Origin of the sequence: Enterocloster aldenensis, from assembly GCF_003434055.1 — a bacterium.
GTDB classification, from domain to species: Bacteria; Bacillota; Clostridia; order Lachnospirales; family Lachnospiraceae; genus Enterocloster; species Enterocloster aldenensis.
Genome location: NZ_QVEX01000007.1, coordinates 204,124 through 226,989 on the forward strand (window position 1 = coordinate 204,124; position 22,866 = coordinate 226,989).

Below are 22,866 nucleotides of genomic sequence, written 5' to 3' on the forward strand. Positions count from 1 at the left end.
CCAGAATACCGCCTGCTGCATGGTGCAGGACATGCTTTTGCAGGCTACATATTGTCGAGGTCCTCTTCCATCAGGCGCAGCTGTTCCGCGTCTTTGGCATTATCATTATGGGCAGCCACGGGCATCAGGGAAAGTCCGCGGTCCAGACGGTATGCGGGAATCAGTGTAAGGTCATGGACATGTTCCAGGACCTTGGTCCGTCCGGCCTTGTTCAGCAGCCCGTAATAACCGGACAACACGGCGAACCCGTGGTCTTCCTGGCCCTTATCCTCCTTGCCGTACATCAGTTCACCCGGACTGACTTCCAGGATTTCCGCCATCTTAAAGAGGGTGGCACGCTTGATGTTTGTCACGCGTCCATTCTCATATTTGGCAACCGCTGACTTCTGCAGGCCGAGCCTGGACGCAAGCTCTTCCTGGGTCAGGCCCTTTTGTTTTCTGAGGCTGCGTATTCTTTCACCTAGCTCCATGATGTGTGCTCCTATCCTTTTGTTTTAGGGGTCGTATCCCTAAAACTGTAATTAGTGTCTTAATAATATCACATTCTTTATACAAAATCAATAATAATCCCATAAAGTGTCTTAAAAAGATTATAAAAAGCTTGACAGGCAGTGAGAGGGGTGGTATCCTGAAAGTGTCTTAAAAAGACACAAAGAAAAAAGGAGGAACACATATATGTATTTTCAATTAATGCTGCCCGGGGTAAGGGACGGGGAGGAACTGGTGCTTATGGTGGATGGGCAAAGGCACAAGGTGATGAAGCACACCCCCGAAACCTTGGAAAAGGCCAGGGAGAAAAACGCTGCATTGGCGGTCATGGCACAGGACAGGCTCAAGGATGTGATGTACTACGCAGAGGTAAGGAAGGATGGGCTAGGGAGAGGGGATGGTTTTGACCGGAGGCTGCACCGGCTTCAGGTGGTATCTGCCGGCAGGGACGGGAATGGATTTACCCTGCCGAAGATGTATCACCACTCATTCTATATTCCAGCCTGCCACAAGGAACGTTTCCTGGAACAAGAGGCCCTTGACCAGGCGGGGGATGGGGTGTTCTGGGATGCCAAGATGAGCATGTACGGTGCGGATTATGCAGATGCATGCGCCAGGTTAAGCGGGCAGGGGCTTGGGAAGCCACAGCTAATGGAACGGATTTCACAGATTAACAGGGACATTGACCTGGTGCTGACTCCCATGGATATTGCCAAGTCACTCCTGTTCCAGCATCCGGACCTGGCCAATGCGCAGCCATACACGGCAGCCGTGGTGATGAACCGGCATATTGCGCCGCCGGTTACCTATGACAGGGAACAGTACCAGAAGCTTCTGGATTTTGCCACGGCAATCGGGGCAAAGGGTGAAGAGGGCTGGGCCTTCAGGACCTATGCATGGGATGAAAAGAAAAAGGAAGCCATGACATATGAGTACGATGTGTTGGGCCATAAGGCAGGGGACAAGGTAGAGATTTACGATTTGAACGAGGACGTGCTCAAGGATGCCAAGGACCCCCTTAAGGGAGCGCTGAGAACCGCAAGCCAGGACAAAAGCCTGCAGAACCAGTCATGGCATCTGAAACATGGACAGGGCGCGCAGTGCCAGGAGTTTAAGACAAGGCAGTGGATGGACCAGAAGAAGGCCATGGCTGCCCCGAAGGCGGGAAAAGGCGCAAAGTGGACCGTCAGTCAGGGAGCATCCATGTGCGGGGTGGAGATAAAGGATAACACCCTGAAGGTTTCAGGCGATACCCTGAAGGTGGATGCGCTTAACAGTTTTCTGCGTACCCTGGCCGCCTATGTGGAATATCTTGATGATACAGGAAAGCCTATGGGAGGCAGGTCTTACAACCGTATCATAGGTCCGGTGGATACCATTATGGGAATCCCGATCCCGGCTGGCGGAACAACCATTGAGACAGCGCTTCCTAAGGACGCGTCAGGGCTGAACCTGTACTTTGCAGGATTGGGGACCTCGGCATATGATCCTGAACTGTGTGCCACGGGAATCGCACTTACAGCTATATTCCAGCTGGGTATCCCCTCCTTTTTCCTGGCAGCGGATGCCGGCCTTTTAAATACAAAGGTACTGACCGATGCGCTTAAGGACCGTGTGTTTGTGGAAGACGTGGCCAAGCTGATAATATCCATCATACAGCCTCCCATCAGCAGCCAGAGCGCAGAAGAGATGGTTTACGGATGGCTTAAGCTGGCTGCCAAAACCATTGGCGGCATCCTGGTCAAGGAACTGTTTGAGAAAATCCTGGTATGGATCATCGGACAGATTACGCTTCAGGAGGCTGCTGCCTGCATTCCGGTTGCGGGATGGATCATGAGGATTGCCAACGTCGCCATTGATGCGGCCATGATTTTAGAGACAACCATTGAAGTGTGTGCGTCCCCAGCCGTCATGACCACCCAGATTACAAGATCCATGGATTTAAAGGCAGAGATAAGCCCCGATCCAAGACATGGTGAAAAAGGACATCCGGATACAGCGGTCTGGCCCGCCACAGCCTGCAAATGGCAGCTGATGCTGTCCTACAAGGGAGGAACCACCAAAACCGTAACAGGCGTTTTTGGGCAGACAAGTACCAAGAAGCCGGTTTCTGCGGCGTTCACCAACGTGCCTGCCGGAGGTTCGCTGCGCCTGGTCCTGTCTGTATTCACAAAAAATGACTGGATTTGCGGGAGATGGGACAGCGGCTGGAAGGATGCGATGCCGGATGAGGGTGAGGACTGCATGGAAGTAAAGGGTGCCATTGAAGAGTTCCTGATTCCCCTCACAATGGATGTACAGTATGAGCACAAGGAAAAGCTGGCCTATGAAAACGGCGCATACAAGTGGGAATCCGGCCGTCTGCCAACGGGAACCGTGGCTGACCTGGGACACGCGTCAGAAGGCGGATGCCTGTACCGCCTGGGCGGCATTACATACAACAGTGCTTATAAGCAGGCGGGCTATGTATGGAGCGCCGCCGTAACCGGTGCAGGGACCGGCGTGACCCATCCGGTTCAGTCTGGCGGTGAGGCGCCTGGGATGCCAAAGGACCGGGCAGGCGGGATATCGTTCATGATACAGAACATCTCCACACTGTCGGATGAGGAAGTCAACAAACGTCTCAAGGAATCAGAAGTCGGTTTTACGGAGGAACCCTGTATTGTCTATGACAAATTTGGGACAGGGGAGGATAACTTCATCCTGGATACCAGAAACAGCCAGTGCCATTTAAGAAAGGTGGATCTGATGGACGGGCAGCAGGGATTCAGGCTGTCAGAACCAGCCTACAGCTATGGCAGGTTCATGCAGCCCCATCTGGATGACCTGGTAATCCACCCCAGCGGAACCGTGGTCGGCATTAACTGGGAGACCAATAAGATTGAGGTCCTGAAGCTGCCAAAGGAGGGATGCCATGACGCGGATGCGCCCCAGTCGCAGATACTCTCAGGAGAAGGGTTCAGGGAAGGGCTGATTAATGGGCCAAGGGCTGTGAAGATAGCGGCGGACGGCAGGATCCTGATCCTGGAATCCGGCAACAGGCGTATACAGGGCTTTGATGAGAACGGGAACCCGGTGGCAGGTTTCCTGGGAAGGTGTCTGTTTGAGATGCCGTTGCAGGCAGTGAAGAATGACCTGGATGGGGAACGGTTCACGGATGTGATGGAGGAGGCATACCGCAATGCCGGCCTTACCGGATTGTGTGGGATAACAGACCAGGAATTTTCAGGTGAATTGGATGAAGGTATTGTGTCGGATGCATTTTTACAGGAGCTTTCAGACGCAGGCGTCTATATCTACCGTGATGAAGATAACATCCGGCTCCGGACAGTGGAACCTGGGAACGTGTGGAAGATATGCGAGATACAGAGGGATATATCATATGTGGTCACGAAATCAGGTGAAAGCCTGCTGGTATGGGACGGCCTGGCCCAGATGACGGTATCGGTTGCCCATAAGGGCAGACGCTGGATATTGGATGACCTGCAGGGCGGCAGGTCCTATGTGGCTGAGCAGGATGGGACTGACAGGGAAAAGGCGGTGTTTTATGAGAACCTGTCCTACATGAATCTTTGGAACGGCCTGGAGGATGATACGTATCTGGACTTCTGTACGGATGAGAAAGGGTATCTGTTCGTACTGTCTTACCATGGCAGCGGGAATCAGGTTTCCGATTACCATGTAGATATTTATAATCCGGACGGAAGCTTCCTGGTGAGGACGCCGGATTCCAGACTGCAGCCGGAAGCGCCTCAATATATCAATGCAGGCAGGCTGGAATCAGATGAATTCAGGAACCTGTACACGCTGAACTTTGAGAAAATTACAGGCAGTAATGGAAAGACGGAACCGTCTGTCAGCAGATGGGTGCCTACGTCCCCCCTGTTTACCCTGGAAAAGGATGCGCAGCAGGAACTGGAGGGCGGAAACCTTGGAAAACTCAGGGAGCGCTTTAAGCCCCACGGTATTACGCTTACGGCTTCGGCCAGACTGGTAAAGCAGGATGACAGGTATGTGATTGAGGATGACCAGGAAGTGGAGGGAACTGTAAGACCCGTGGTATTTGATATCATTTATTGTGTGGATGAGTACTATGTCTACATGCTTCTCAGGAAAGAGGTGGATACATGGAGAAGAAACAGGTAGTGGTCACAGAAGGGAACCCGCTCATACTGGCCGCAGGAGGGACATATGGCTTTGATACCATCACCCTGATGCCGGGAGGCCGGATACGCATACAGGCAAGACCGGGGAATGTTAAAAGGACCGTAATCCAGGTAAGGGAAATCATAAAAAAAGGAGAATAAGATAATGGATATAATCAGTCAGGTAATTGAAGAGCAAAGGGAATATTTCAAGTGTCACAGGGATGGGGATTACAGGGTGGAATCCCCCATCCTCACATCGGACTATCCGGAGGGGCTCCATCTGAACCCAAAGGGAAAAAGCGGGATACAGCCATCCTATCTTTTATTCAGGAACATTGATGAGCTGAAGCAGATGTGCGTACCGGACCAGCTGGCCGTCATGAACAACGGCGGTGATCTGAACTGGGGCCTCAAGGGCTGGAAGGAAAAGTCCGGGGAATATACGGAGCAGCAGCTTAGCCCGCTGGAAAGGGCGGATATCTGCCATGCGTTTCAGCAGTACATATATGGGGATTCCAGGCTTGCTGAGTCTTATAGGGATATACTGAACCGCCTGTATTTTCAGGAGCCGATGATGATTCCTGTGTACAGTGCAGGAAAAGTGGTTGTAAAAAAGGGCCATCCCCTGATTCTGGGAGATGAAGGGACAAGCTGTACGGTGCTGGACTGTAATGAGCTGATTGTAGAGGAAGGGGCCGAGATTATTGCACATGGTGAATGCCAGGTGACTGCGGATAAGCTTGAGTCTGAAAGCGGAGCCACCTTCAGTATTGGCAGGAACGGAACCAACGCAGAGGATGAGACTGGAAGGGCTGCGGATGGCAGCAAGGGAAATGACGGAGGCCAGGGACGGGATTCAAAGGACGGCTGCGATGTGAAAGCCCGGGATGCGGACCGGGGAGCCAATGGTGATAATGGAAAAAATGGTCAGAACGGAACATCCGGTACAAATGGCGCAGGAGTGGAGTACAAGGTTAAGCAGATGATTGGCACCCACTATGTATTCAGCTATGGGGGCAACGGAGGTAACGGAGGAAATGGAAAGGACGGCGGCAACGGCGGGGAAGGAGGAGACGCAGCCAAGCCCACCGGCCATTGCGCAAAAGGCAATCCGGGATACGGAGGGAAAGGCGGGGCCGGAGGCAATGGAGGAGCCGGCGGCAATGGAGGCAATGGTGGAAAGGTCGTCATTTACTTCAGCCAGGAAGAGTCTCCGGATGCGCGGATTCAGCTTCTTTCCCCGGATGAGGCTGAGAAATTAAAAGGTGTCAGCGGAAGGGGAGGACTGCCAGGAAAAGGCGGTAAGGCAGGACATGGGGGAAAAGGGGGGAAAACCATAGATGATAAGGGAAACTACGTGCCCAGTGAAGCCAAGTATGACGGCCCCGACGGGGGAGAAGGAGGAAACGGGGCGCCAGGTACCCCAGGTATTCCTGGGGAGGTTTATGTAAACGGCTTATACATTGGTTAGCCAGGAGGTGGATATATGGCAGACATTTATATTGAGGCAGCGCCCGGCACATGGGGAAAGGATGGCCGGGACGGTCCGGATCTTTTGGAGAAAGCCGGGAATGGGGAGCCGGGCCGGGTAAAAGGCTTCCTGCACAAGCGCTATATACAGGCCACGCCAGGCAGGAATGGCCGGGACGCAGGAAAGATGCAGGATGGATTCAACGGAGAGAGGGGAGCGGCGGGACAGGACTGTCCCGGCCTGCTCCTGGAATGCCGGGTATTCACGGTTGACCGCCCCATATCCATATGGGCTGGCGGCGGAGCCGGAGGAAACGGAGGGAAGGGCGGAAGAGGCGGACGCGGAGGCGCGGGCGGTGATGCAGGTGAACAGCTGGCAGTATACATCAGCCGATATGGGCCACGGAAAGGCGGCATAGGAGGCCGCGGCGGCAGCGGGGGCAATGGCGGTTCCGGAGGAAATGGCGGAAACGGCGGCAATGTAACCGTGCGTTTTGGCACCTCCCGGATTCCGGAACCCATAACAGTCCGGGCCGACGGCGGGAAGGGAGGGAAACCTGGTTCGGGCGGCTGCGGCGGCCCGGGAGGTCCGGGCGGAATGAATGGAAAGGATGCAGGAATAGGCAGGAATGCCGTGAAACATGGAATGGCGGGGCTGTTCCGGAAAAAACGCTATATTGCCAGACCCAGGAAATCATCCAGGGCCCAGGGCGGCTGTCCCGGTGTGTGCGGAAGTCCGGGAGAACCGGGAAATCCGGGAAGCCCGGGCCAGATATCAGTGGAACAGGTAACGAAAGACGGGGAAGAAGGAATGGCAGGACTGCGAATGGTATTCCAGGGCAAGTACAGATTTGCTGCGTGGGATAAAAGCAGGATGATAATAAAAGCAGACGGAAGCCTTGATGTTATGTCAGATAAAGACATAGGGAATCCAATATCCGAAAGCAATCCGGATGACAGGTTTAATCTTTATGGGATACATAAAAATGAAGCAGTAATCCAGGCAATGAACGGGATGTACATTTCATGGACACCCGGGTCCGGCTATCAGGCAGACCAGCAGGATCAGGGAACGGCAGAAGTATTGCGGATGATTAAAAAAACAGAGGAACTGTGGGCCTTTTACCGGGAAGATAAAGAAAAAAACAGATATTACATGAATGTGGAGGACGGTCATCTGTCAGAGATATCCGTCAGTCAAGGGGAAGAATTGCCGGATACAGCCTGCTTCCATGTTGAGACGGTTACCGGCAGCCTTAGCCGGCTGGTGCTTGGCGGGGCCAGGGGGGCAGACCTGGAATGGGCGGATTTAAGATATGCGGTCCTGCGGAATGTGGATATGACGGAATGTACCATGATAAAAACCACACTGGCATGTGCGGATGCCTGCGGTGCCATCTTTGACCGGGCGTTTATGAACCAATGTGATTTCGGGAACATGGACTGCAGGGGAGCCAGCTTCATAAAGGCTTCCCTCATACAGTGTAAGGCTAAAGACCTTAATGGGGCCAAAGGGACATTCACCCAGGCAGTGCTCAGGGGTAGCTGCCTGGACCGGGCCAGCCTGCGCGGGGCTGTTCTGCAGGGGGTGGATTTTTCAGATACTTCCTGCCGGGAGGCGGACTTTACAGAATCGCACCTGGATTGCACCACTGTGTTTAAAGGAGCCAGGATGACACGGTGTAATTTCCGCAGGATGAGCCTGAAAGGGCTGCATATGAAGGGTACGGATCTGGAAGAGGCGTACTTTGACGGGGCGGATCTGACAGGAGCGGACCTGAGCTATGCAAATCTGAAAAAGGCGCATTTTACACAGGGAGCCTGTCTGGTCAATGCCTGTCTTGCCAATGCCTGCCTGCAGGAATCAGACTTTACAGGGGCTGTCCTTGGAAGCAGCATGGATTCAAGTTCCCTTGCAGCGGACCTGACAGACGCCTATATGCCGGATGCAGTGTTTAACCGGGCTGACTTAAACGGGGTAAATATGAGCGGGGTTAACTGGTACGGCTCCCATGCAGGCGCCACGGGAGCATATATGCATCATGTTAATTTTACAGGGGCCAACCTGGGGACCATGAATTTTGCCCAGGCTGATTTAAAAGGCTGCATATTTGACCGGGCCGTGCTGATAGGCACAAACTTCAGGGGAGCCGTGCTGCGCCCCGGGGATGGCGGCAGGAGGGTTTCATTTGCTGACGCATCCGTCCAGGGAGCAGACTTCTTTGCCAGTGAAATTGAAGACGCCATATTCACCAATGCCGCGGCAGCGGTTCCCGTGGAATGGTATTTTTCCCTGGACGGGAAAACGTCCGCAGATTACCGGAACATGCTCAACCATGATAACGAACCGGTGTTTGAGGAATTGCGGGAGGTTTTTTCTTCCCATGGAATCAATCTTGCAAAGAATGCCTATGTAAAGGTTGATGAAGATAATTATAAATGGAGGATTATGTCTGGGACAGGGGAGCCTGTTTACCAGATTATAATGGAATTCGGCCTGCTTCAGGTAAGGGGAGGGATTGACGGTGTCCCGCTTATGTCTATGGGCGACAGGGAGGATTTTGTCCGCCAGCTGGACCGCTGCGTCATACCGCCCGGGCTGCAGGGCATTTTCAAGGACAGCGGATATGGGCTGGACAAGGATGCGGCAGTGTATGCGGTGAAAGCCGGATTGTGCTGGAGCATTGACAATGGAACCCTCCAACAGACAAAACTGAAAAAGGGTTACCTGGAATTTTATGTTGTACGTAAGCCGGGAGTAAGCCTGGATGTATACGGTACAGTATTTGGAACCGTGAGGATCGGGCCTGGACATGTCTATGAACAGCAGCGGAATGTGATGGCGGCCACCAAATGGATACCTGACTTATTAAAGGGTGAAAGCATCTGCCCTAACGGACAGAACATATCAGTGGTTACCGATAAAAGGCCCTCTGTGCGCATGACTTGGGAACAGGTTTTAAAGGCCGCGAGCCTGCCAAAGGAACCGGAGTGCATACCCGGCCCCATGACATGGTGTTCGCGGGAAAGGGGATGTAATATAAGTGTATATGCAGAAAGATGACCGTAGGATAGCGGTGGTGGCAATGGGCTGCAGGTTTCCGGGAAAAGCCGATACGCCGGAGCAGTTCTGGGCCATGCTTAAAAACCGGACAGATGCCATAAGCCAGATTCCGCAGGACAGGTGGGATATCACACATTTTTATGACAAGGACAGGGAGGCTCCTGGAAAAAGCATTTCCAAGTGGGGAGGATTTATTGAAGGTGTGGATTTATTTGACCCAGGTTTTTTCGGCATATCTGAGACAGAGGCAAAATATATGGATCCGCAGCAGCGGATCCTTCTGGAGCTGACCTGGGAAACCCTTGAGAACGGCGGTTATGTACCCCGGAAACTGAGAGGAAGCCGCACCGGGGTATTTGTAGGGAATTTTGGTTCTGATTACCTAATCATGCAGCGAAGGGAGCAGGGAGGAAGGGATGTCAACAGTTTTTCCGCGGCCGGCAGTTCAGCCACCATGCTGTCCAACCGCATATCCTACCTATATGATTTCAAGGGTCCGTCCATGTCCATTGACACGGCATGCTCCTCTTCCCTGGCAGCCGTCCATCAGGCATGCTTAAGCCTGGAGGAGGGGGATTGTGACATGGCCCTGGCGGCAGGGGTGCAGCTCCTTCTGACACCGGATTCCTTTATTGTGGAGAGCAAGAGCGGCTTTCTTTCCCCAACCGGCAGGTGCAGGGCATTTGCAGAGGAGGCAGATGGATATGTAAGAGGCGAGGGGGCGGGGATGGTATTGCTTAAACGCCTGGAAGATGCTGTCCGTGACCATGACCGGATATGGGGAATCATCCTGTCCAGCGGAATGAACCAGGATGGGAAAACCAGCGGCATATATGCGCCAGATGAACAGGCACAGGCACGTCTCATGGATACTGTCTGCAGCCGCGCGGGAATCCGGCCGGAAGATGTACAGTACGTGGAAGCCCATGGAACCGGCACCAAAATAGGCGACCAGGTGGAGGCGGCGTCCATTTCCAGGATATATGGAAGGGAAAAGGAGCATCCGCTCTATATCGGCTCCGTCAAAACAAATATCGGACATGGCGAATCCGCTGCCGGGATAGCCGGGCTTATAAAACTTCTTCTGGCCATGGAGCATGGGGAGATACCGGCCACCCTTCACTGCAGTCATCCAAGGATGGAATTGTCCCTTAAAGAAAAAGGGGTTGAGGTGGTGACAGAAAACAGGGAGTGGGTGCCGGAACATGGAAAAAGGACAGGGGCAGTCAACTCCTTTGGATATGGGGGTACGAATGTCCATATGATTGTGCAAAAGGAGGAACCCCTTGAAACCGGCACGGTACATACAAGGGAAATTTACCTCCTGCCCCTTTCCGGAACCAGCGAGGCTGCCCTTGACGGTCTGGCAGCCAGGTACGAAGGGGCATTGTCTGGCCAGGATGCATTATGGGATATATGTTACACGGCAGCGGTAAGAAGGAGCCACTATCCCTTCCGGGCCATACTGGCATTTGCCGGCAGGGAAGACCTGGACGATATACTGGCAGAGGTACGGACAAAGACAGGTGGGGGACGGTCTTTAACACAGGGACAGCTCATCATGTCCGGCAGGCTTAAACAGCAGCTGGGAAAACCAGGTCAGGAAGAAATATATCAGTATGTACGGCCGTATCTGGACGGGGAGGAATTTGAATGGGAGCGCATCTATCCGGATGGGAAGCTGGCTGCATTGCCGGGCAGCTGTTTTCAGAAAAAGTCTTACTGGAATGAGAGCAGGGAAAGCCGGTCCTACAGACTTTGGCCGACAGACAGCCCGTTGCTAGGACGGCGTCTGACTGTGGCGGGATACGGCTGGGAACAGGAGATATCCTTGGAAAGCCATCGGTATCTGTCCGGTCACAAAGTGAAGGGACGGCTGCTTTATCCAGGGGCAGGATATATATGCGCGATGGCAGATGCGGGCAGGATTCTGGAACGGGATAAGAAAATCCGGCAGTATCCGGCACAATCGGAAAACGTCTGGTGCCTAAATGATATCTGTTTTCAGTACCCGCTGTACATGGGAAATGAAAGGTCACGGATTCAGGTATTCACAGATGAACTGACAGGTAACAGCAGGATATATGGCCGGCACCGTAAGGAAGGCTTCCTGCTCCTTGCCTCCGGATACAGGGGGGACTTTGAATCAGACAGCTGGCTGCCCGGCAATCCGGAGTATCTGAAATCCGGGCTTTTGGTCCATATGGGCCAGGAGGAGGTTTATGGAAAACTGAAAGAACGGGGCTTTCTCTATGAAGGGCACTTTAAAGGCATTGAGGAAGCATGGTGCGGCACGGACACCTGCCTTGCCAGGATATCCGTGGCAGACAGCGGGGAATGGAGTACCTGGGAGATTGACTGCTGTTTCCAGGCTTTGCTGGCAGCGGAGTTTGAAACTGATTTAGACGGGGGTTCCGGTTTCCAGATCCCGTCGGGAATCCGCAGATGCGCCATGGGCCGGAAAAAGGGGCCGTATATTTATGTTTATGCCGTACTGGAATCCAGGACCGGAATCTCTACGGTTGGCAATGCCTTTATCTATTCCGCCTCAGGGGAGTGTCTGGGCCGGATAGAAGGCTTTAGGAAGGAATCGCCGGATAAGGGCAACATCCCGGTTGGAAAAGAGGAAAACCTTGGGAATGAAACGGATTTGGAAGGAACAGGCGGGATTGGCGCGGCTGGCGGAAAGGTTGGCACAGCTGGCGGGATTGGCCCATATGTCAGGACCGGCGCGGTTGTTGGACAGGACCGTGCAGCCGGAGGGACCGGATCAGCTGACGGATTCCGGTCCTCCGGTGGATGTATGCCCGGACAGGCCGTGGATATCCTTCCTGTCAGAAATAAAATACGGGATATAATTGCAGATGCCTTAAGCCTGGATGCGGATTCCCTGGATGAGGGACAGTCCCTTGGGGATATGGAGCCGGATTCCTTATCCATATACGCAATCAAGGCTGATTTGGAAGACATGTTGAAAATACATGTGTCCCTGGATGAACTTCAGGGGAATCAACCCTTGGGGGAATGGATGGATATGATTCTAAAGGATTATAGATACAGCAGGGATTAACAGCAGAAGTGCCGCTCCCGACATGGAACACAGTACGGGTGCCATGCCATGTCGCCAGGCGGTACTTCCGTTTTACAGGTATGGAAAGCGCACATGGATTGTCAGCAGATTGCCCTGTGCCATACTGACAAAAAACGTTATGCCCAATGCGTTATGCTCAATAAAGAATATCGATTTCTTACAAATAATTTTAGATTTCTTCTGATTAATAACAGAAAATTTATTCAAAATGTAGAAAATGCACAAAAAATATGTGATGTATTGACATACAGTTGTCTATTGTGATAGACTCAAGTTGTCAGTAGATGACGTAACTAAATAAAAGTATAAGTATTCAAAACTTATATATGCTCAAAATAGGTTGAGCGTTTCTACCAACTACCGTAATAGTTGACTATAAGTTTTCACAATCTGTACTGCCCGGGGCACCGGGGACAGACAGTTGTGGAACCTTAGGAACAGCGGTGGTTTTTTTATTTGCCCGGGCCAGCCGCTGTCCAGGTGGATACGGACAGGAGGAGCATATGGCAGAGAATTTTGTATTAAAAGGCAACATCTGCTACAGCCAGGATGCCCAGACCCTTGTAACCGTAGAACAGGGTTATCTGGTATGCCTGGAGGGCAGGTCGGCCGGAGTGTACAGAGAACTTCCTCAAGAGTATGCAGCATTTCCACTGAAGGATTATGGCGACCGGATGATTGTTCCGGGGCTTGTGGATCTGCATATCCATGCGCCGCAGTATTCATTCAGGGGACTAGGTATGGACTTAGAGCTGCTGGAATGGCTGAATACACGGACATTCCCGGAGGAAGCCAAATACAGGGACGCGGAGTATGCGAAAAAGGCATATTCCATATTTGCGGATAACATGAAACGCAGCGCTACCACAAGAGCATGTATATTTGCCACCCTTCACAGGGAAGCCACCGAAGTACTGATGGACCTGATGGAGGAAAGCGGATTAAAGACCATGATCGGCAAGGTGAACATGGATAGGAACTGTCCCGATTTCCTGATTGAGGACAGCGCAGAGGCGTCTGCAAAAGAGACAGTGAGATGGCTGGAGGAGATAAGCGGCAGGTACAGGAACACGGAACCGATCCTCACACCGCGGTTCATCCCCACCTGTTCCGACGGACTGATGGAACGGCTGAAGGAGATACAGGTCAGGTACGGTCTGGCCATGCAGTCCCATCTGTCGGAGAACCGGGGAGAGATTGCATGGGTAAAGGAGCTTTGTCCGTGGGCCGGATTTTATGGGGATGCATACGACCATTTCGGACTGTTCGGCAAAGACGTGAGGACCATCATGGCCCATTGCGTATGGCCGCCTGAGGAGGAAGTGCACAGGATGCGGGAGAACGGCGTATTTGTTGCCCACTGTCCCCAGTCCAACACCAACCTGTCATCCGGAATCGCGCCGGTGAGGACCTATCTGGATGAGGGCATCCATGTGGGACTTGGAACCGATGTGGCAGGAGGCGTTGGGGAATCCATATTCCGGGCCATGGCAGATGCCATCCAGATGTCAAAGATGCGCTGGAGGCTGGTGGATGAGGAGCAAAAGCCGCTGACCGTGGAAGAAGCATTTTACCTGGGAACCAAGGGCGGCGGAGCCTTCTTTGGGAAGGTGGGAAGCTTTGAAACAGGATATGAACTGGATGCCGTGGTATTGAATGATGAAAGCCTCAGACATCCCCAGCCGCTGGATGTAAAAGACAGGCTGGAGCGCTTCATCTATATTTCGGATGAACGTCATATAGATGCCAAGTATGTGGCCGGCAGGCAGGTATTCTGAAACGGCCGGAATAAAAACTGAATATGTGAGAAAGAGCGGTATGGGGTAAACGTTCTTTCATGATAGAAGTAAAACCACATGTACTTAAAACCAAGGAGGTATGAAGTATGGAAAACAAAGCAAATCAGGGGTTTTTTGAAAAAGTATTTCACTTATCAGAACATCACACAGACGTGAAGACAGAAATCATTGCGGGAATCACAACATTCATGACCATGGCATACATACTTGCAGTTAACCCGAATATCCTAAGCGCCACAGGCATGGACCGGGGAGCTGTTTTTACAGCCACCGCCCTTGCGTCATTGGTGGCAACCCTGCTCATGGCGGCATTTGCAAACTATCCCTTCGTACTGGCTCCCGGCATGGGACTGAACGCCTACTTTGCTTACACCGTTGTACTGCAGATGGGTTACACATGGCAGATGGCATTGGCAGCCGTTTTCGTGGAAGGCGTTATCTTCATCCTGCTGTCACTGACCAATGTACGTGAGGCCATCTTCAATGCCATACCAATGAACCTGAAACATGCAGTGTCTGCCGGTATCGGACTTTTCATTGCATTCATCGGTTTACAGAATGCCAAGATTGTAGTGGACAGCGCCACCCTTGTATCCGTGTTTTCCTTTAAGGGATCTTTGGAGGCAGGTACCTTTAACTCCGTTGGAATTACGGTGCTTCTGGCCCTGTTAGGCGTCCTGATTACCGGTATCCTGGTTGTGAGGAATGTAAAGGGCAATATCCTCTGGGGAATCCTGATTACCTGGGTTTTAGGAATCATCTGTGAAGTAACCGGATTGTACCAGCCCAATGCAGAGCTTGGCATGTTCAGCGTGTTACCGGATTTTTCAAGCGGTTTGGGTATCCCGAGCATGGCGTCCACCTTTTTCAAGATGGACTTCTCCGGTATCCTGTCACTGAACTTCGTGACCATCATGTTCGCATTCCTGTTTGTGGATATGTTTGATACGCTGGGAACACTGATTGGCGTTGCATCCAAGGCCGATATGCTGGATAAGGACGGAAAGCTTCCTAAAATCAGGGGCGCGCTGCTGTCTGATGCTATCGGTACCTCCCTTGGCGCTGTATTTGGTACATCCACCACCACCACGTTTGTAGAGAGTGCATCCGGTGTTGCAGAAGGCGGAAGAACAGGCCTTACATCCGTAGTAGCAGCTATTTTCTTCGGACTGTCCCTGTTCCTGTCACCGATTTTCCTGGCCATCCCTTCCTTTGCAACGGCTCCGGCCCTGATCATCGTTGGTTTCCTGATGATATCCTCTGTCCTGAAGATTGACTTTAATGATTTTACAGAAGCCATCCCAAGCTACATCGCTATTATCGCAATGCCCTTTATGTACAGTATTTCCGAAGGTATTGCAATGGGCGTCATCTCTTACGTGGTAATCAATGTTGTGACCGGCCATGCGAAGGATAAGAAAATCAGCCTGTTAATGTATATCCTGGCTGTGCTGTTTGTTTTGAAATATGTATTAATCTAGCTATTTTCGCACACGAAGTGCTTTCGCACTAAGCGCCTAAAAGACAGGCGCTAAGTGCTCAATGCAGGAGGGAGATAGAATGGGAATTGGTAAAAACATGACCCGCGTTGATGCAAAGGATAAAGTGACCGGAGAAGCCAGGTACACGGCTGATTTAGAGCCGAAGGGCCTTCTGACGGCCAAGGTGGTGCGCAGCACCATTGCCAACGGCGTGGTAAAAAGCTTTGATTTAAGCGAGGCACTGGCTGTCCCGGGGGTTGTGAAGATTGTCACATGTTTTGATGTGCCGGATATCCAATTCCCCACTCCAGGCCATCCATGGTCGGTGGAGACAGCCCACCAGGACATTGCTGACAGGAAGCTGCTCAATACCAGGGTCAGGGTATACGGCGATGACATCGCTGCCGTGATTGCAGAGGATGAGATTGCCGCTGCCAGGGCGGCCCGCCTGGTCAAGGTGGAGTATGAGGAGTATGAACCTTTGCTGACCGTGGAAGCAGCCATGGCAGAAGGGGCAACACGGCTTCATGAGGAAAAACCAGGCAATGTGATTGCACACTCTTCCTTTACCGTGGGAGAGGGTACCTTTGAGGAGGCGGTGAAAGAGGAAGGGCTGGTGGTAATCGACAGGGATTACAGGACCCAGAGCGTGCAGCACTGCCATATTGAGACACCGATATCCTTTGCCTATATGGAAAAGGACCGCATCATTGTCACCACATCCACCCAGATTCCCCATATTGTGCGTCGCGTCATCAGCCAGGCCTTGGGGCTGCCCATGGGCAGGATCCGTGTTATCAAGCCGTATATCGGAGGCGGCTTTGGCAACAAGCAGGATGTGCTCTATGAACCGCTGAATGCATTCCTTACCACCCAGGTGGGCGGGCGCGGCGTGAGGATGGAGATATCCAGGGAGGAAACCCTTGGATGTACCCGCGTGCGCCATGCCATTGAACTTAAGGTAAAGGCAGCTGCCAGAAAGGACGGCACCCTGGTGGCCAGGAAGCTGGAGGCATACTCTAACCAGGGAGGTTATGCGTCCCATGCACATGCCATTGTAGCCAACTCATCCAATGAGTTCAAGCAGATATATCATGATGAAAAGGTTCTGGAGTCCGATGCCTATACGGTATACACCAATATTGCCACAGGCGGCGCCATGAGAGGATACGGGATCCCCCAGGCAGCCTTTGCAGCGGAGTGTATGGCGGATGACCTGGCCCTGGCCCTTCATATGGATCCTCTGGAGTTCCGCAGGAAGAACTGTATGCGGCCGGGATATGAGGACCCCCACACCCATGTGAAATGCAACACTTACGGCCTTATGGAATGTATGGAAAAGGGCCGCCGGTTCATTCACTGGGACGAGAAGCGCAGGGAATATGAGAACCAGACAGGTCCCATAAGAAAGGGAATCGGAATGGCCATTTTCTGTTACAAGACAGGCGTATATCCCATTTCCCTGGAAACAGCGGCCTGCAGGATGGTACTGAACCAGGACGGCTCCATGCAGCTTTCCATGGGCGCAACCGAAATCGGACAGGGTGCCGACACGGTGTTTACCCAGATGGCGGCAGAGGTGACGGGGATAACAGCAGACAAGGTCAATGTCCTGTCCACGCAGGATACGGATATAACGCCCTTTGACACAGGGGCCTATGCATCCAGGCAGACATATGTAAGCGGCATGGCAGTCAAGAAGACCGGAGCCATATTTAAGGAAAAGATACTGGAGTACGGCGCTTATATGCTTAAGCGCGGCCAGGACACACTGGATATAGAGAACAATTTCGTGGTGGATAAGGACACAAGGAAACCGCTTCTTGCCATGGAAGAACTGGCTACCACGGCATTTTACAGCCTGGACCGTTCCGTCCATATCACGGCAGAGGCAACCAGCCACTGCAAGACAAACACCTTTGCAACCGGCGTATGTTTTGCCGAGGTAGAGGTAGATATGCCTCTGGGCAAGGTAAAGGTAACCAATATTGTAAACGTCCATGACAGCGGGAACCTGATTAACCCCAAACTGGCGGCTGCCCAGGTACACGGCGGCATGAGCATGGGGCTTGGATACGGGCTCAGCGAACAGCTGCTCTTTGATGCAAAGGGAAGGCCGTTAAATGACAACCTGCTGGATTACAAGCTTCCCACATCCATGGACACGCCGGACCTTAACGCGCTGTTTGTGGAACTGGATGACCCGACAGGACCGTTTGGCAACAAGGCCCTGGGAGAGCCGCCGGCCATTCCGGTGGCGCCGGCCGTGCGCAACGCGGTACTGCATGCCACAGGAGTGGCGGTGGATTCCCTGCCCCTGGACCCGCAGAAACTGGTGGAACATTTTAAAGCAGCAGGACTTATATAGGAAGGGCGGTGTTAGCATGTATGATATTGACAAATACTACCAGGCAGTTGATGTAGACGATGCGGTGCGCGCCCTCTCAAAGGACCCGGAGGCAGTGGTGATATCCGGGGGAAGCGACGTACTGATTAAAATCAGGGAAGGAAAGCTGGCAGGCTGTTCCCTGGTAAGCATACATGGGATTAAGGAACTGGAAGGCATCCGTGTGGAGGAGGACGGCACCATTGCAATCGGCCCTGCCACCACATTTTCCCATATTACAAACAATCAGATAATACAGGACCTGATTCCAATCCTGGGGGATGCGGTGGACATGGCAGGCGGCCCCCAGCTTCGCAATATCGGCACGGTAGGCGGTAATGTATGCAACGGCGTTACCAGTGCGGACAGCGCCAGCAGTTTCTGCTGTCTGAATGCCGTCCTGGTATTAAAAGGACCAGAGGGCATACGGGAAGTGCCGATCAGCCAGTGGTACACCGGGCCTGGCAGGACCGTGAGGAAGCATGAGGAAGTGCTGGTTTCCATCCGGATTAAAAAAGAGGATTATGAAGGATACAGCGGCCATTACATTAAATATGGAAAAAGGGGAGCCATGGAGATAGCAACCCTGGGCTGTGCCGTAACCGTAAAACTGTCCGAAGACAAAAAGCATATAGCTGACCTGCGCCTTGCATATGGAGTGGCAGCGCCCACGCCCATCCGCTGCCATGAGACAGAACAGTCGGTCATCGGCATGGAGCTTGGGGAGGCCCTGGCTGAGAAGGTTGGAAGGGGAGCGCTCTTGGAAGTGAATCCGCGTTCCAGCTGGAGGGCGTCAAAGGAGTTCCGCCTGCAGCTGGTGGAAGAACTTGGCAAGAGGGCGGTGAGACAGGCAGCAATCAACGCAGGAGGTGAGTGGGATGCTTAATATCGTTCATATGACGGTCAATGGAAAAGATGTGGAATTGGCCGTGGACCCAAGGGAATCCCTGTTGGACACCCTGAGGAACCGCCTTGGACTGACCAGCGTGAAAAAGGGCTGTGAGGTTGGGGAGTGCGGCGCATGTACCGTACTGGTTGACGGAGAGGCCATTGACAGCTGCATTTATCTGACCATGTGGGCCGAGGGACGCCGCATCATGACGGTGGAGGGCCTTAAGGGCCCAAATGGCGAGCTGAGTCCCATTCAGACAGCATTCATCGAGGAAGCTGCCGTGCAGTGCGGTTTCTGTACACCAGGACTAATCATGTCAGCGGTGGAGATTGTAGGCACAGGAAAGCGGTACAACCGGGAGGAACTGCGCAAACTGATTTCCGGCCATCTGTGCAGGTGCACCGGATATGAGAACATCCTCAATGCAATGGAACGGATTGTGGAGGAAACATATAAGGTGGTCGGGAAATAACACACCATGGGAGATGCGGTGTATGGCCAGGACCCTGAGGAAGTCCTGGCCGGCATCTTAAAATATAAGGGTTTGGGATAACCCATAGTGAAAAGAGAGGGCGCTGCAGTCATGCGGCGCCCAATTCATTTACAGGTATGATTAAAAGCCTGGCTAAGCGCCTCATGGGAATAGGGAGATGAGTGCCTGCAGGAAGCGCCTCGCTGCTTTTGTTTGAAAAAATCTAGTGTAAAGAAAACCAATCCATTATAAAATAGCGGATTGGCACAACATAAAAGTGGCACAATAAAAGACATTAGAGAAAAAGCGAGGGCTGAAATCATGATTGATACGGATTTAAGCAGATATGAAACCTACCTGCGCAGCGAGGAACGCAGCGCCAATACCATAGCAAAGTATCTCCGGGGTTTAAGGGTATTCTTCACGTTCATGGGAAATGAATCTCTTTGCAAGGAAGCAGTAGTCAGCTTTAAGGGATATCTGACCGAATCCTATGCCCCGGCCAGTGTCAATTCCATGCTGGCCGCAGTCAATGGCTTTTTGGAATGGTCCGGCATGCCACAGATGAAAGTCAAGCCGCTGAAAATCCAAAAATGTCTTTTTGCAAAGCCGGAAAAAGAACTGACCCAGGAGGAATACTGGCGGCTGATAAAAGCAGCGGAGGAAAAAGACAACCACCGTCTTGCAATGCTGCTTCAGACAATCTGCGCCACCGGTATCCGGGTGTCCGAGGTGCGCCACATAACCGTGGAAGCCGTGGGGATTGGACAGGCCAATGTGGACTGCAAAGGGAAGAACCGTGTGGTATTCCTGCCAAAAGTACTATGCCGGGCACTGCAGAGGTATTGCAGGAAGCATGGGATTGACAGCGGGCCGGTCTTTAAAACCGCTGGCGGGAAGCCCCTTGACCGGACAAATATATGGAGGGATATGAAAGCGCTCTGTAACAGGGCTGGCGTGGAACCGGGAAAGGTATTCCCCCACAATCTGCGCCATTTGTTTGCCCGGACCTATTATAAGCTGGAAAAGGACCTGTCAAGGCTTGCCGACCTGCTGGGACATTCCAGTGTCACCACCACGCGGATATACACAATGGAAAGCGGCAAATCCCATATCCGGCAATTAGAGCGCATCGGCCTTGTCCTTGCAAAAAAATAAACGGCAACATAATAGCAATTATGTTGTCGCCAGGAGCGATTTAAATCAATATGGTACATAAACAGTTTAACATGGCACATGGAAAAAAGCAAGAATTGCTGTAAAAACAAAGTAAAACCGAAGTAAAACAGCATGAGGAACAGACCGGGGAAAGCGATTCTTTTTCACCGGTTTATTTTGCATACCATTTTGCTGGTTTCGGGACAGATACGGTTACGTTTCTTCCCAATACAGAAAAAGTGTGACAACATAATTGCTATTATGTTGCATCCCTTCTGCCGGACATAAGGGACAGGGATTCAAGGATTTTTTGGCAAACATCACAAAACTGATGAAAAAGTACAATTTTGTGTAAAATATGGAGGGGGATTTAGAGGGAAATGGGGTTATATTACTGGAATTAGAAGGCCGTTTATGTTAACATATAGGTAGGGGGCAATGAGCCCCGGCGGAGAACGAAAGGAACTGCGGGTTCCGAAAATGCGGGATAAAGGTGAGTATGCAACATGTTTGATATTAATATGGACAAAGTATATGTAAAAACCTTTGGCGGCTTTGATCTGTATTATAGAGGCGAGCTGATATACTTTTCCAGCAGTAAGGCCAAGGAATTACTGGCAGTTCTTGTGGATTGGAGAGGTAAGGCGGTCACGCTGTCCCATCTGGCAAGTATCTTATCAGAGGGAGAGCGGGATGAGGCGGCAGCCAAGCAGGCTGTCCACCTGGCATGGCACAGGCTGAAGCAGACTCTTAAAAAGTACGGAATTGAGAAAATCGTCATTAAGGGAAGAGGTACATACGCCATTAATAAGGAGCAGATTGTCTGCGATAGTTATGATATGGTGCGTCAGGTAGAAGGCGCATCTAATTATTTTGCAGGTGAATACATGCCTGAATACAGCTGGGCGGAGGTAACATTGTCAAGTCTCATGAGGGATTATTTTGAAGAAAAGTTTTAGAAAATTCTGAATTAAATACTTAGGAAAGCAAATAATGACAATATATTAGGTTTTCCGTAAATGAAAAAGAAGCAATCTGATAAGATAGCTTCTTTTTTAATATGTATAAAAATAACAAATTGTAACCAATATTTCCAGAAAACTACAAAAAATTACTTGCAGCATGGAAATGAAACGGTTTTGTAACGAATCTGAAAGCAATAGGGTGGTATATCCTTACAAAGAACAGTACTATGCGGCTGGAATTAATGGGAGTAACAACGCTGATGTCGGTAGTGAAAAATGCGAAGATATTCGTAAAGACCTTTGATGGTTTTGATGTCTATGTGAATGGCAGGTTAATTTATTTTCCCAGCAGCAAGGCTAAGGAGATGCTGGCGGTTTTGGTTGAAAAACGAGGAAGCAGCGTATCGTTATCCCAGATGACATATTTATTATATGAAAGTATAGAAGAAAAAACCGCAAAAAACAACCTGAGGGTAATTTATTACCGCTTACGCAGAAATCTTGAGGAATATGGGATTGAGCACATATTAATAAAAAAACGGGGCAGTTATGCCGTGGACACGGAGCTGTTCCTATGTGACTTCTATGAGTTCATAGAGGGCAGTCCTGATTATATAACCTTGTTTTCCGGGAGTTATATGCCGGAATATTCCTGGGCAGAGGATACATTGCCGTATCTGAAGAATTTATACCGAAAATACAATGGAGTGCTGAAATGACATGACAGGAATAATTGATGTACACACCCATATCCTTCCGGGTATTGACGACGGGGCAAGGGATTGGGATGAAAGCAGGAGGATGCTGGAGACGGCCTACAGCCAGGGAATACGCCATATTGTGGCCACGCCCCATTATTCCAGAAGAGGGCTCCGTCCTGAGATATACGAACTGTCTGCCAGACTGACCGAGGAGGCCAAAAAGATTGCGCCCGATTTTAAGACCGGTCTTGGGCAGGAAACGTATTACCATGAAGGGCTGGTGGAAAACCTGAAGCAGGGACAGGCCCTGACCCTGGAAGGAACACGCTGCGTGCTGGTGGAGTTCGACCCCCAGGAGGCGTACCACAGCCTGTATCAGGCGGTAAGGAAAATGACCATGGCCAGGTACATACCGGTCATTGCCCATGTGGAACGGTATTTCTGCCTGAGGGAAGGAAAGAACCTGGAAGAACTGGTCCAATGCGGCTGCAGGCTTCAGATGAACTACAGCAGCCTGGAGGGGAATGGTATATGGAACCGGGAGGTGCGGTGGTGCCGCAGGCAGGTCCTGGAAGGAAGGATTCATATACTGGGCACGGACATGCACAGGATGGATTACAGGAAGCCGGATGTCCGGGCAAGCCTTGGATGGCTGGAAAAACATGTGGGGGAACAGGCATTAAAAGCCCTGGTTAGCAGCAATGCAGACAAAATATTACAAAAAGGAAAAACAGGAGAATAGGGAGACGT

At 51.6% G+C, this 22,866-nt stretch carries 15 protein-coding genes and 1 riboswitch; of the genes, 14 read left to right on the plus strand and 1 reads right to left on the minus strand.

Features of this window, described 5'->3' with window-relative positions; genetic code table 11:
* Window positions 1-44 precede the first annotated feature (44 nt).
* Entirely contained in the window at window positions 45-470 is a 426-nt protein-coding gene (locus tag DWX59_RS16095) for a helix-turn-helix domain-containing protein (RefSeq protein ID WP_117560224.1), read from the minus strand.
* Between the two features lie 205 nt (window positions 471-675).
* Here DWX59_RS16095 and DWX59_RS16100 point away from each other — a divergent pair, with 205 nt between their 5' ends.
* The 14 genes from DWX59_RS16100 to DWX59_RS16165 all read left to right on the plus strand — a co-directional run bounded on the left by DWX59_RS16100 (window position 676) and on the right by DWX59_RS16165 (window position 22,858).
* The gene (locus DWX59_RS16100) at window positions 676-4,635 is read left to right on the plus strand and encodes an NHL repeat-containing protein (RefSeq protein WP_117560225.1); all 3,960 of its coding nucleotides are present in this window, start codon (window positions 676-678) and stop codon (window positions 4,633-4,635) included.
* The gene (locus tag DWX59_RS16105) at window positions 4,617-4,796 is read left to right on the plus strand and encodes a hypothetical protein (protein ID WP_117560226.1); all 180 of its coding nucleotides are present in this window, start codon (window positions 4,617-4,619) and stop codon (window positions 4,794-4,796) included. The genes DWX59_RS16100 and DWX59_RS16105 overlap by 19 nt, the downstream gene beginning before the upstream one ends.
* A 4-nt stretch (window positions 4,797-4,800) precedes the next feature.
* Window positions 4,801-6,108: a hypothetical protein gene (locus DWX59_RS16110; protein WP_117560227.1), complete on the plus strand. Its 1,308-nt coding sequence runs from the start codon at window positions 4,801-4,803 to the stop codon at window positions 6,106-6,108.
* A gap of 15 nt (window positions 6,109-6,123) precedes the next feature.
* Window positions 6,124-9,171 carry a pentapeptide repeat-containing protein gene (locus tag DWX59_RS29650; protein ID WP_117560228.1) on the plus strand — a complete coding sequence of 1,016 codons (3,048 nt, stop codon included), beginning with the start codon at window positions 6,124-6,126 and terminating at the stop codon, window positions 9,169-9,171.
* Complete coding sequence (locus DWX59_RS16120; protein ID WP_117560229.1) at window positions 9,158-12,241, plus strand: beta-ketoacyl synthase N-terminal-like domain-containing protein; 3,084 nt, start codon at window positions 9,158-9,160, stop codon at window positions 12,239-12,241. Before DWX59_RS29650 ends, DWX59_RS16120 begins: the two co-directional genes overlap by 14 nt.
* Window positions 12,242-12,562: 321 nt before the next feature.
* A riboswitch (purine riboswitch) is annotated at window positions 12,563-12,658 on the plus strand.
* Between the two features lie 107 nt (window positions 12,659-12,765).
* The gene (locus tag DWX59_RS16125) at window positions 12,766-14,040 is read left to right on the plus strand and encodes an amidohydrolase family protein (protein ID WP_117560230.1); all 1,275 of its coding nucleotides are present in this window, start codon (window positions 12,766-12,768) and stop codon (window positions 14,038-14,040) included.
* A gap of 107 nt (window positions 14,041-14,147) precedes the next feature.
* On the plus strand, window positions 14,148-15,542 hold the full coding sequence (locus DWX59_RS16130) for an NCS2 family permease (RefSeq protein WP_117560231.1): 1,395 nt from the start codon (window positions 14,148-14,150) through the stop codon (window positions 15,540-15,542).
* Between the two features lie 79 nt (window positions 15,543-15,621).
* Window positions 15,622-17,910, plus strand: coding sequence for a xanthine dehydrogenase subunit XdhA (xdhA, locus tag DWX59_RS16135; protein WP_117560232.1), 2,289 nt, complete (start codon window positions 15,622-15,624; stop codon window positions 17,908-17,910).
* Window positions 17,911-17,926: 16 nt separating this feature from the next.
* On the plus strand, window positions 17,927-18,814 hold the full coding sequence (gene xdhB, locus DWX59_RS16140) for a xanthine dehydrogenase subunit XdhB (protein WP_117560233.1): 888 nt from the start codon (window positions 17,927-17,929) through the stop codon (window positions 18,812-18,814).
* On the plus strand, window positions 18,807-19,292 hold the full coding sequence (gene xdhC, locus DWX59_RS16145) for a xanthine dehydrogenase subunit XdhC (protein ID WP_117560234.1): 486 nt from the start codon (window positions 18,807-18,809) through the stop codon (window positions 19,290-19,292). Before xdhB ends, xdhC begins: the two co-directional genes overlap by 8 nt.
* A gap of 321 nt (window positions 19,293-19,613) precedes the next feature.
* Window positions 19,614-20,450, plus strand: coding sequence for a tyrosine-type recombinase/integrase (locus DWX59_RS16150; protein WP_117560235.1), 837 nt, complete (start codon window positions 19,614-19,616; stop codon window positions 20,448-20,450).
* A 506-nt stretch (window positions 20,451-20,956) separates the two neighbouring features.
* Window positions 20,957-21,409 carry a hypothetical protein gene (locus DWX59_RS16155; RefSeq protein WP_117560236.1) on the plus strand — a complete coding sequence of 151 codons (453 nt, stop codon included), beginning with the start codon at window positions 20,957-20,959 and terminating at the stop codon, window positions 21,407-21,409.
* Window positions 21,410-21,657: 248 nt separating this feature from the next.
* Window positions 21,658-22,134 carry an AfsR/SARP family transcriptional regulator gene (locus DWX59_RS16160; RefSeq protein WP_409337940.1) on the plus strand — a complete coding sequence of 159 codons (477 nt, stop codon included), beginning with the start codon at window positions 21,658-21,660 and terminating at the stop codon, window positions 22,132-22,134.
* A 1-nt stretch (window position 22,135) separates the two neighbouring features.
* Complete coding sequence (locus tag DWX59_RS16165; protein WP_117560237.1) at window positions 22,136-22,858, plus strand: CpsB/CapC family capsule biosynthesis tyrosine phosphatase; 723 nt, start codon at window positions 22,136-22,138, stop codon at window positions 22,856-22,858.
* The last annotated feature ends 8 nt before the right edge of the window (window positions 22,859-22,866 follow it).

Bases quoted from the DNA above. Each gene is read 5' to 3' on its own strand.
- DWX59_RS16105 (WP_117560226.1), top strand. From the start codon at position 4,617: ATGGAGAAGAAACAGGTAGTGGTCACAGAAGGGAACCCGCTCATACTG.
- DWX59_RS16100 (WP_117560225.1), top strand. From the start codon at position 676: ATGTATTTTCAATTAATGCTGCCCGGGGTAAGGGACGGGGAGGAACTG.
- xdhA (WP_117560232.1), top strand. From the start codon at position 15,622: ATGGGAATTGGTAAAAACATGACCCGCGTTGATGCAAAGGATAAAGTG.
- DWX59_RS16150 (WP_117560235.1), top strand. From the start codon at position 19,614: ATGATTGATACGGATTTAAGCAGATATGAAACCTACCTGCGCAGCGAG.
- DWX59_RS16130 (WP_117560231.1), top strand. From the start codon at position 14,148: ATGGAAAACAAAGCAAATCAGGGGTTTTTTGAAAAAGTATTTCACTTA.
- xdhB (WP_117560233.1), top strand. From the start codon at position 17,927: ATGTATGATATTGACAAATACTACCAGGCAGTTGATGTAGACGATGCG.
- DWX59_RS16125 (WP_117560230.1), top strand. From the start codon at position 12,766: ATGGCAGAGAATTTTGTATTAAAAGGCAACATCTGCTACAGCCAGGAT.
- DWX59_RS16155 (WP_117560236.1), top strand. From the start codon at position 20,957: ATGTTTGATATTAATATGGACAAAGTATATGTAAAAACCTTTGGCGGC.
- DWX59_RS16160 (WP_409337940.1), top strand. From the start codon at position 21,658: ATGGGAGTAACAACGCTGATGTCGGTAGTGAAAAATGCGAAGATATTC.
- DWX59_RS29650 (WP_117560228.1), top strand. From the start codon at position 6,124: ATGGCAGACATTTATATTGAGGCAGCGCCCGGCACATGGGGAAAGGAT.
- xdhC (WP_117560234.1), top strand. From the start codon at position 18,807: ATGCTTAATATCGTTCATATGACGGTCAATGGAAAAGATGTGGAATTG.
- DWX59_RS16165 (WP_117560237.1), top strand. From the start codon at position 22,136: ATGACAGGAATAATTGATGTACACACCCATATCCTTCCGGGTATTGAC.
- DWX59_RS16095 (WP_117560224.1), bottom strand. From the start codon at position 470: ATGGAGCTAGGTGAAAGAATACGCAGCCTCAGAAAACAAAAGGGCCTG.
- DWX59_RS16120 (WP_117560229.1), top strand. From the start codon at position 9,158: ATGCAGAAAGATGACCGTAGGATAGCGGTGGTGGCAATGGGCTGCAGG.
- DWX59_RS16110 (WP_117560227.1), top strand. From the start codon at position 4,801: ATGGATATAATCAGTCAGGTAATTGAAGAGCAAAGGGAATATTTCAAG.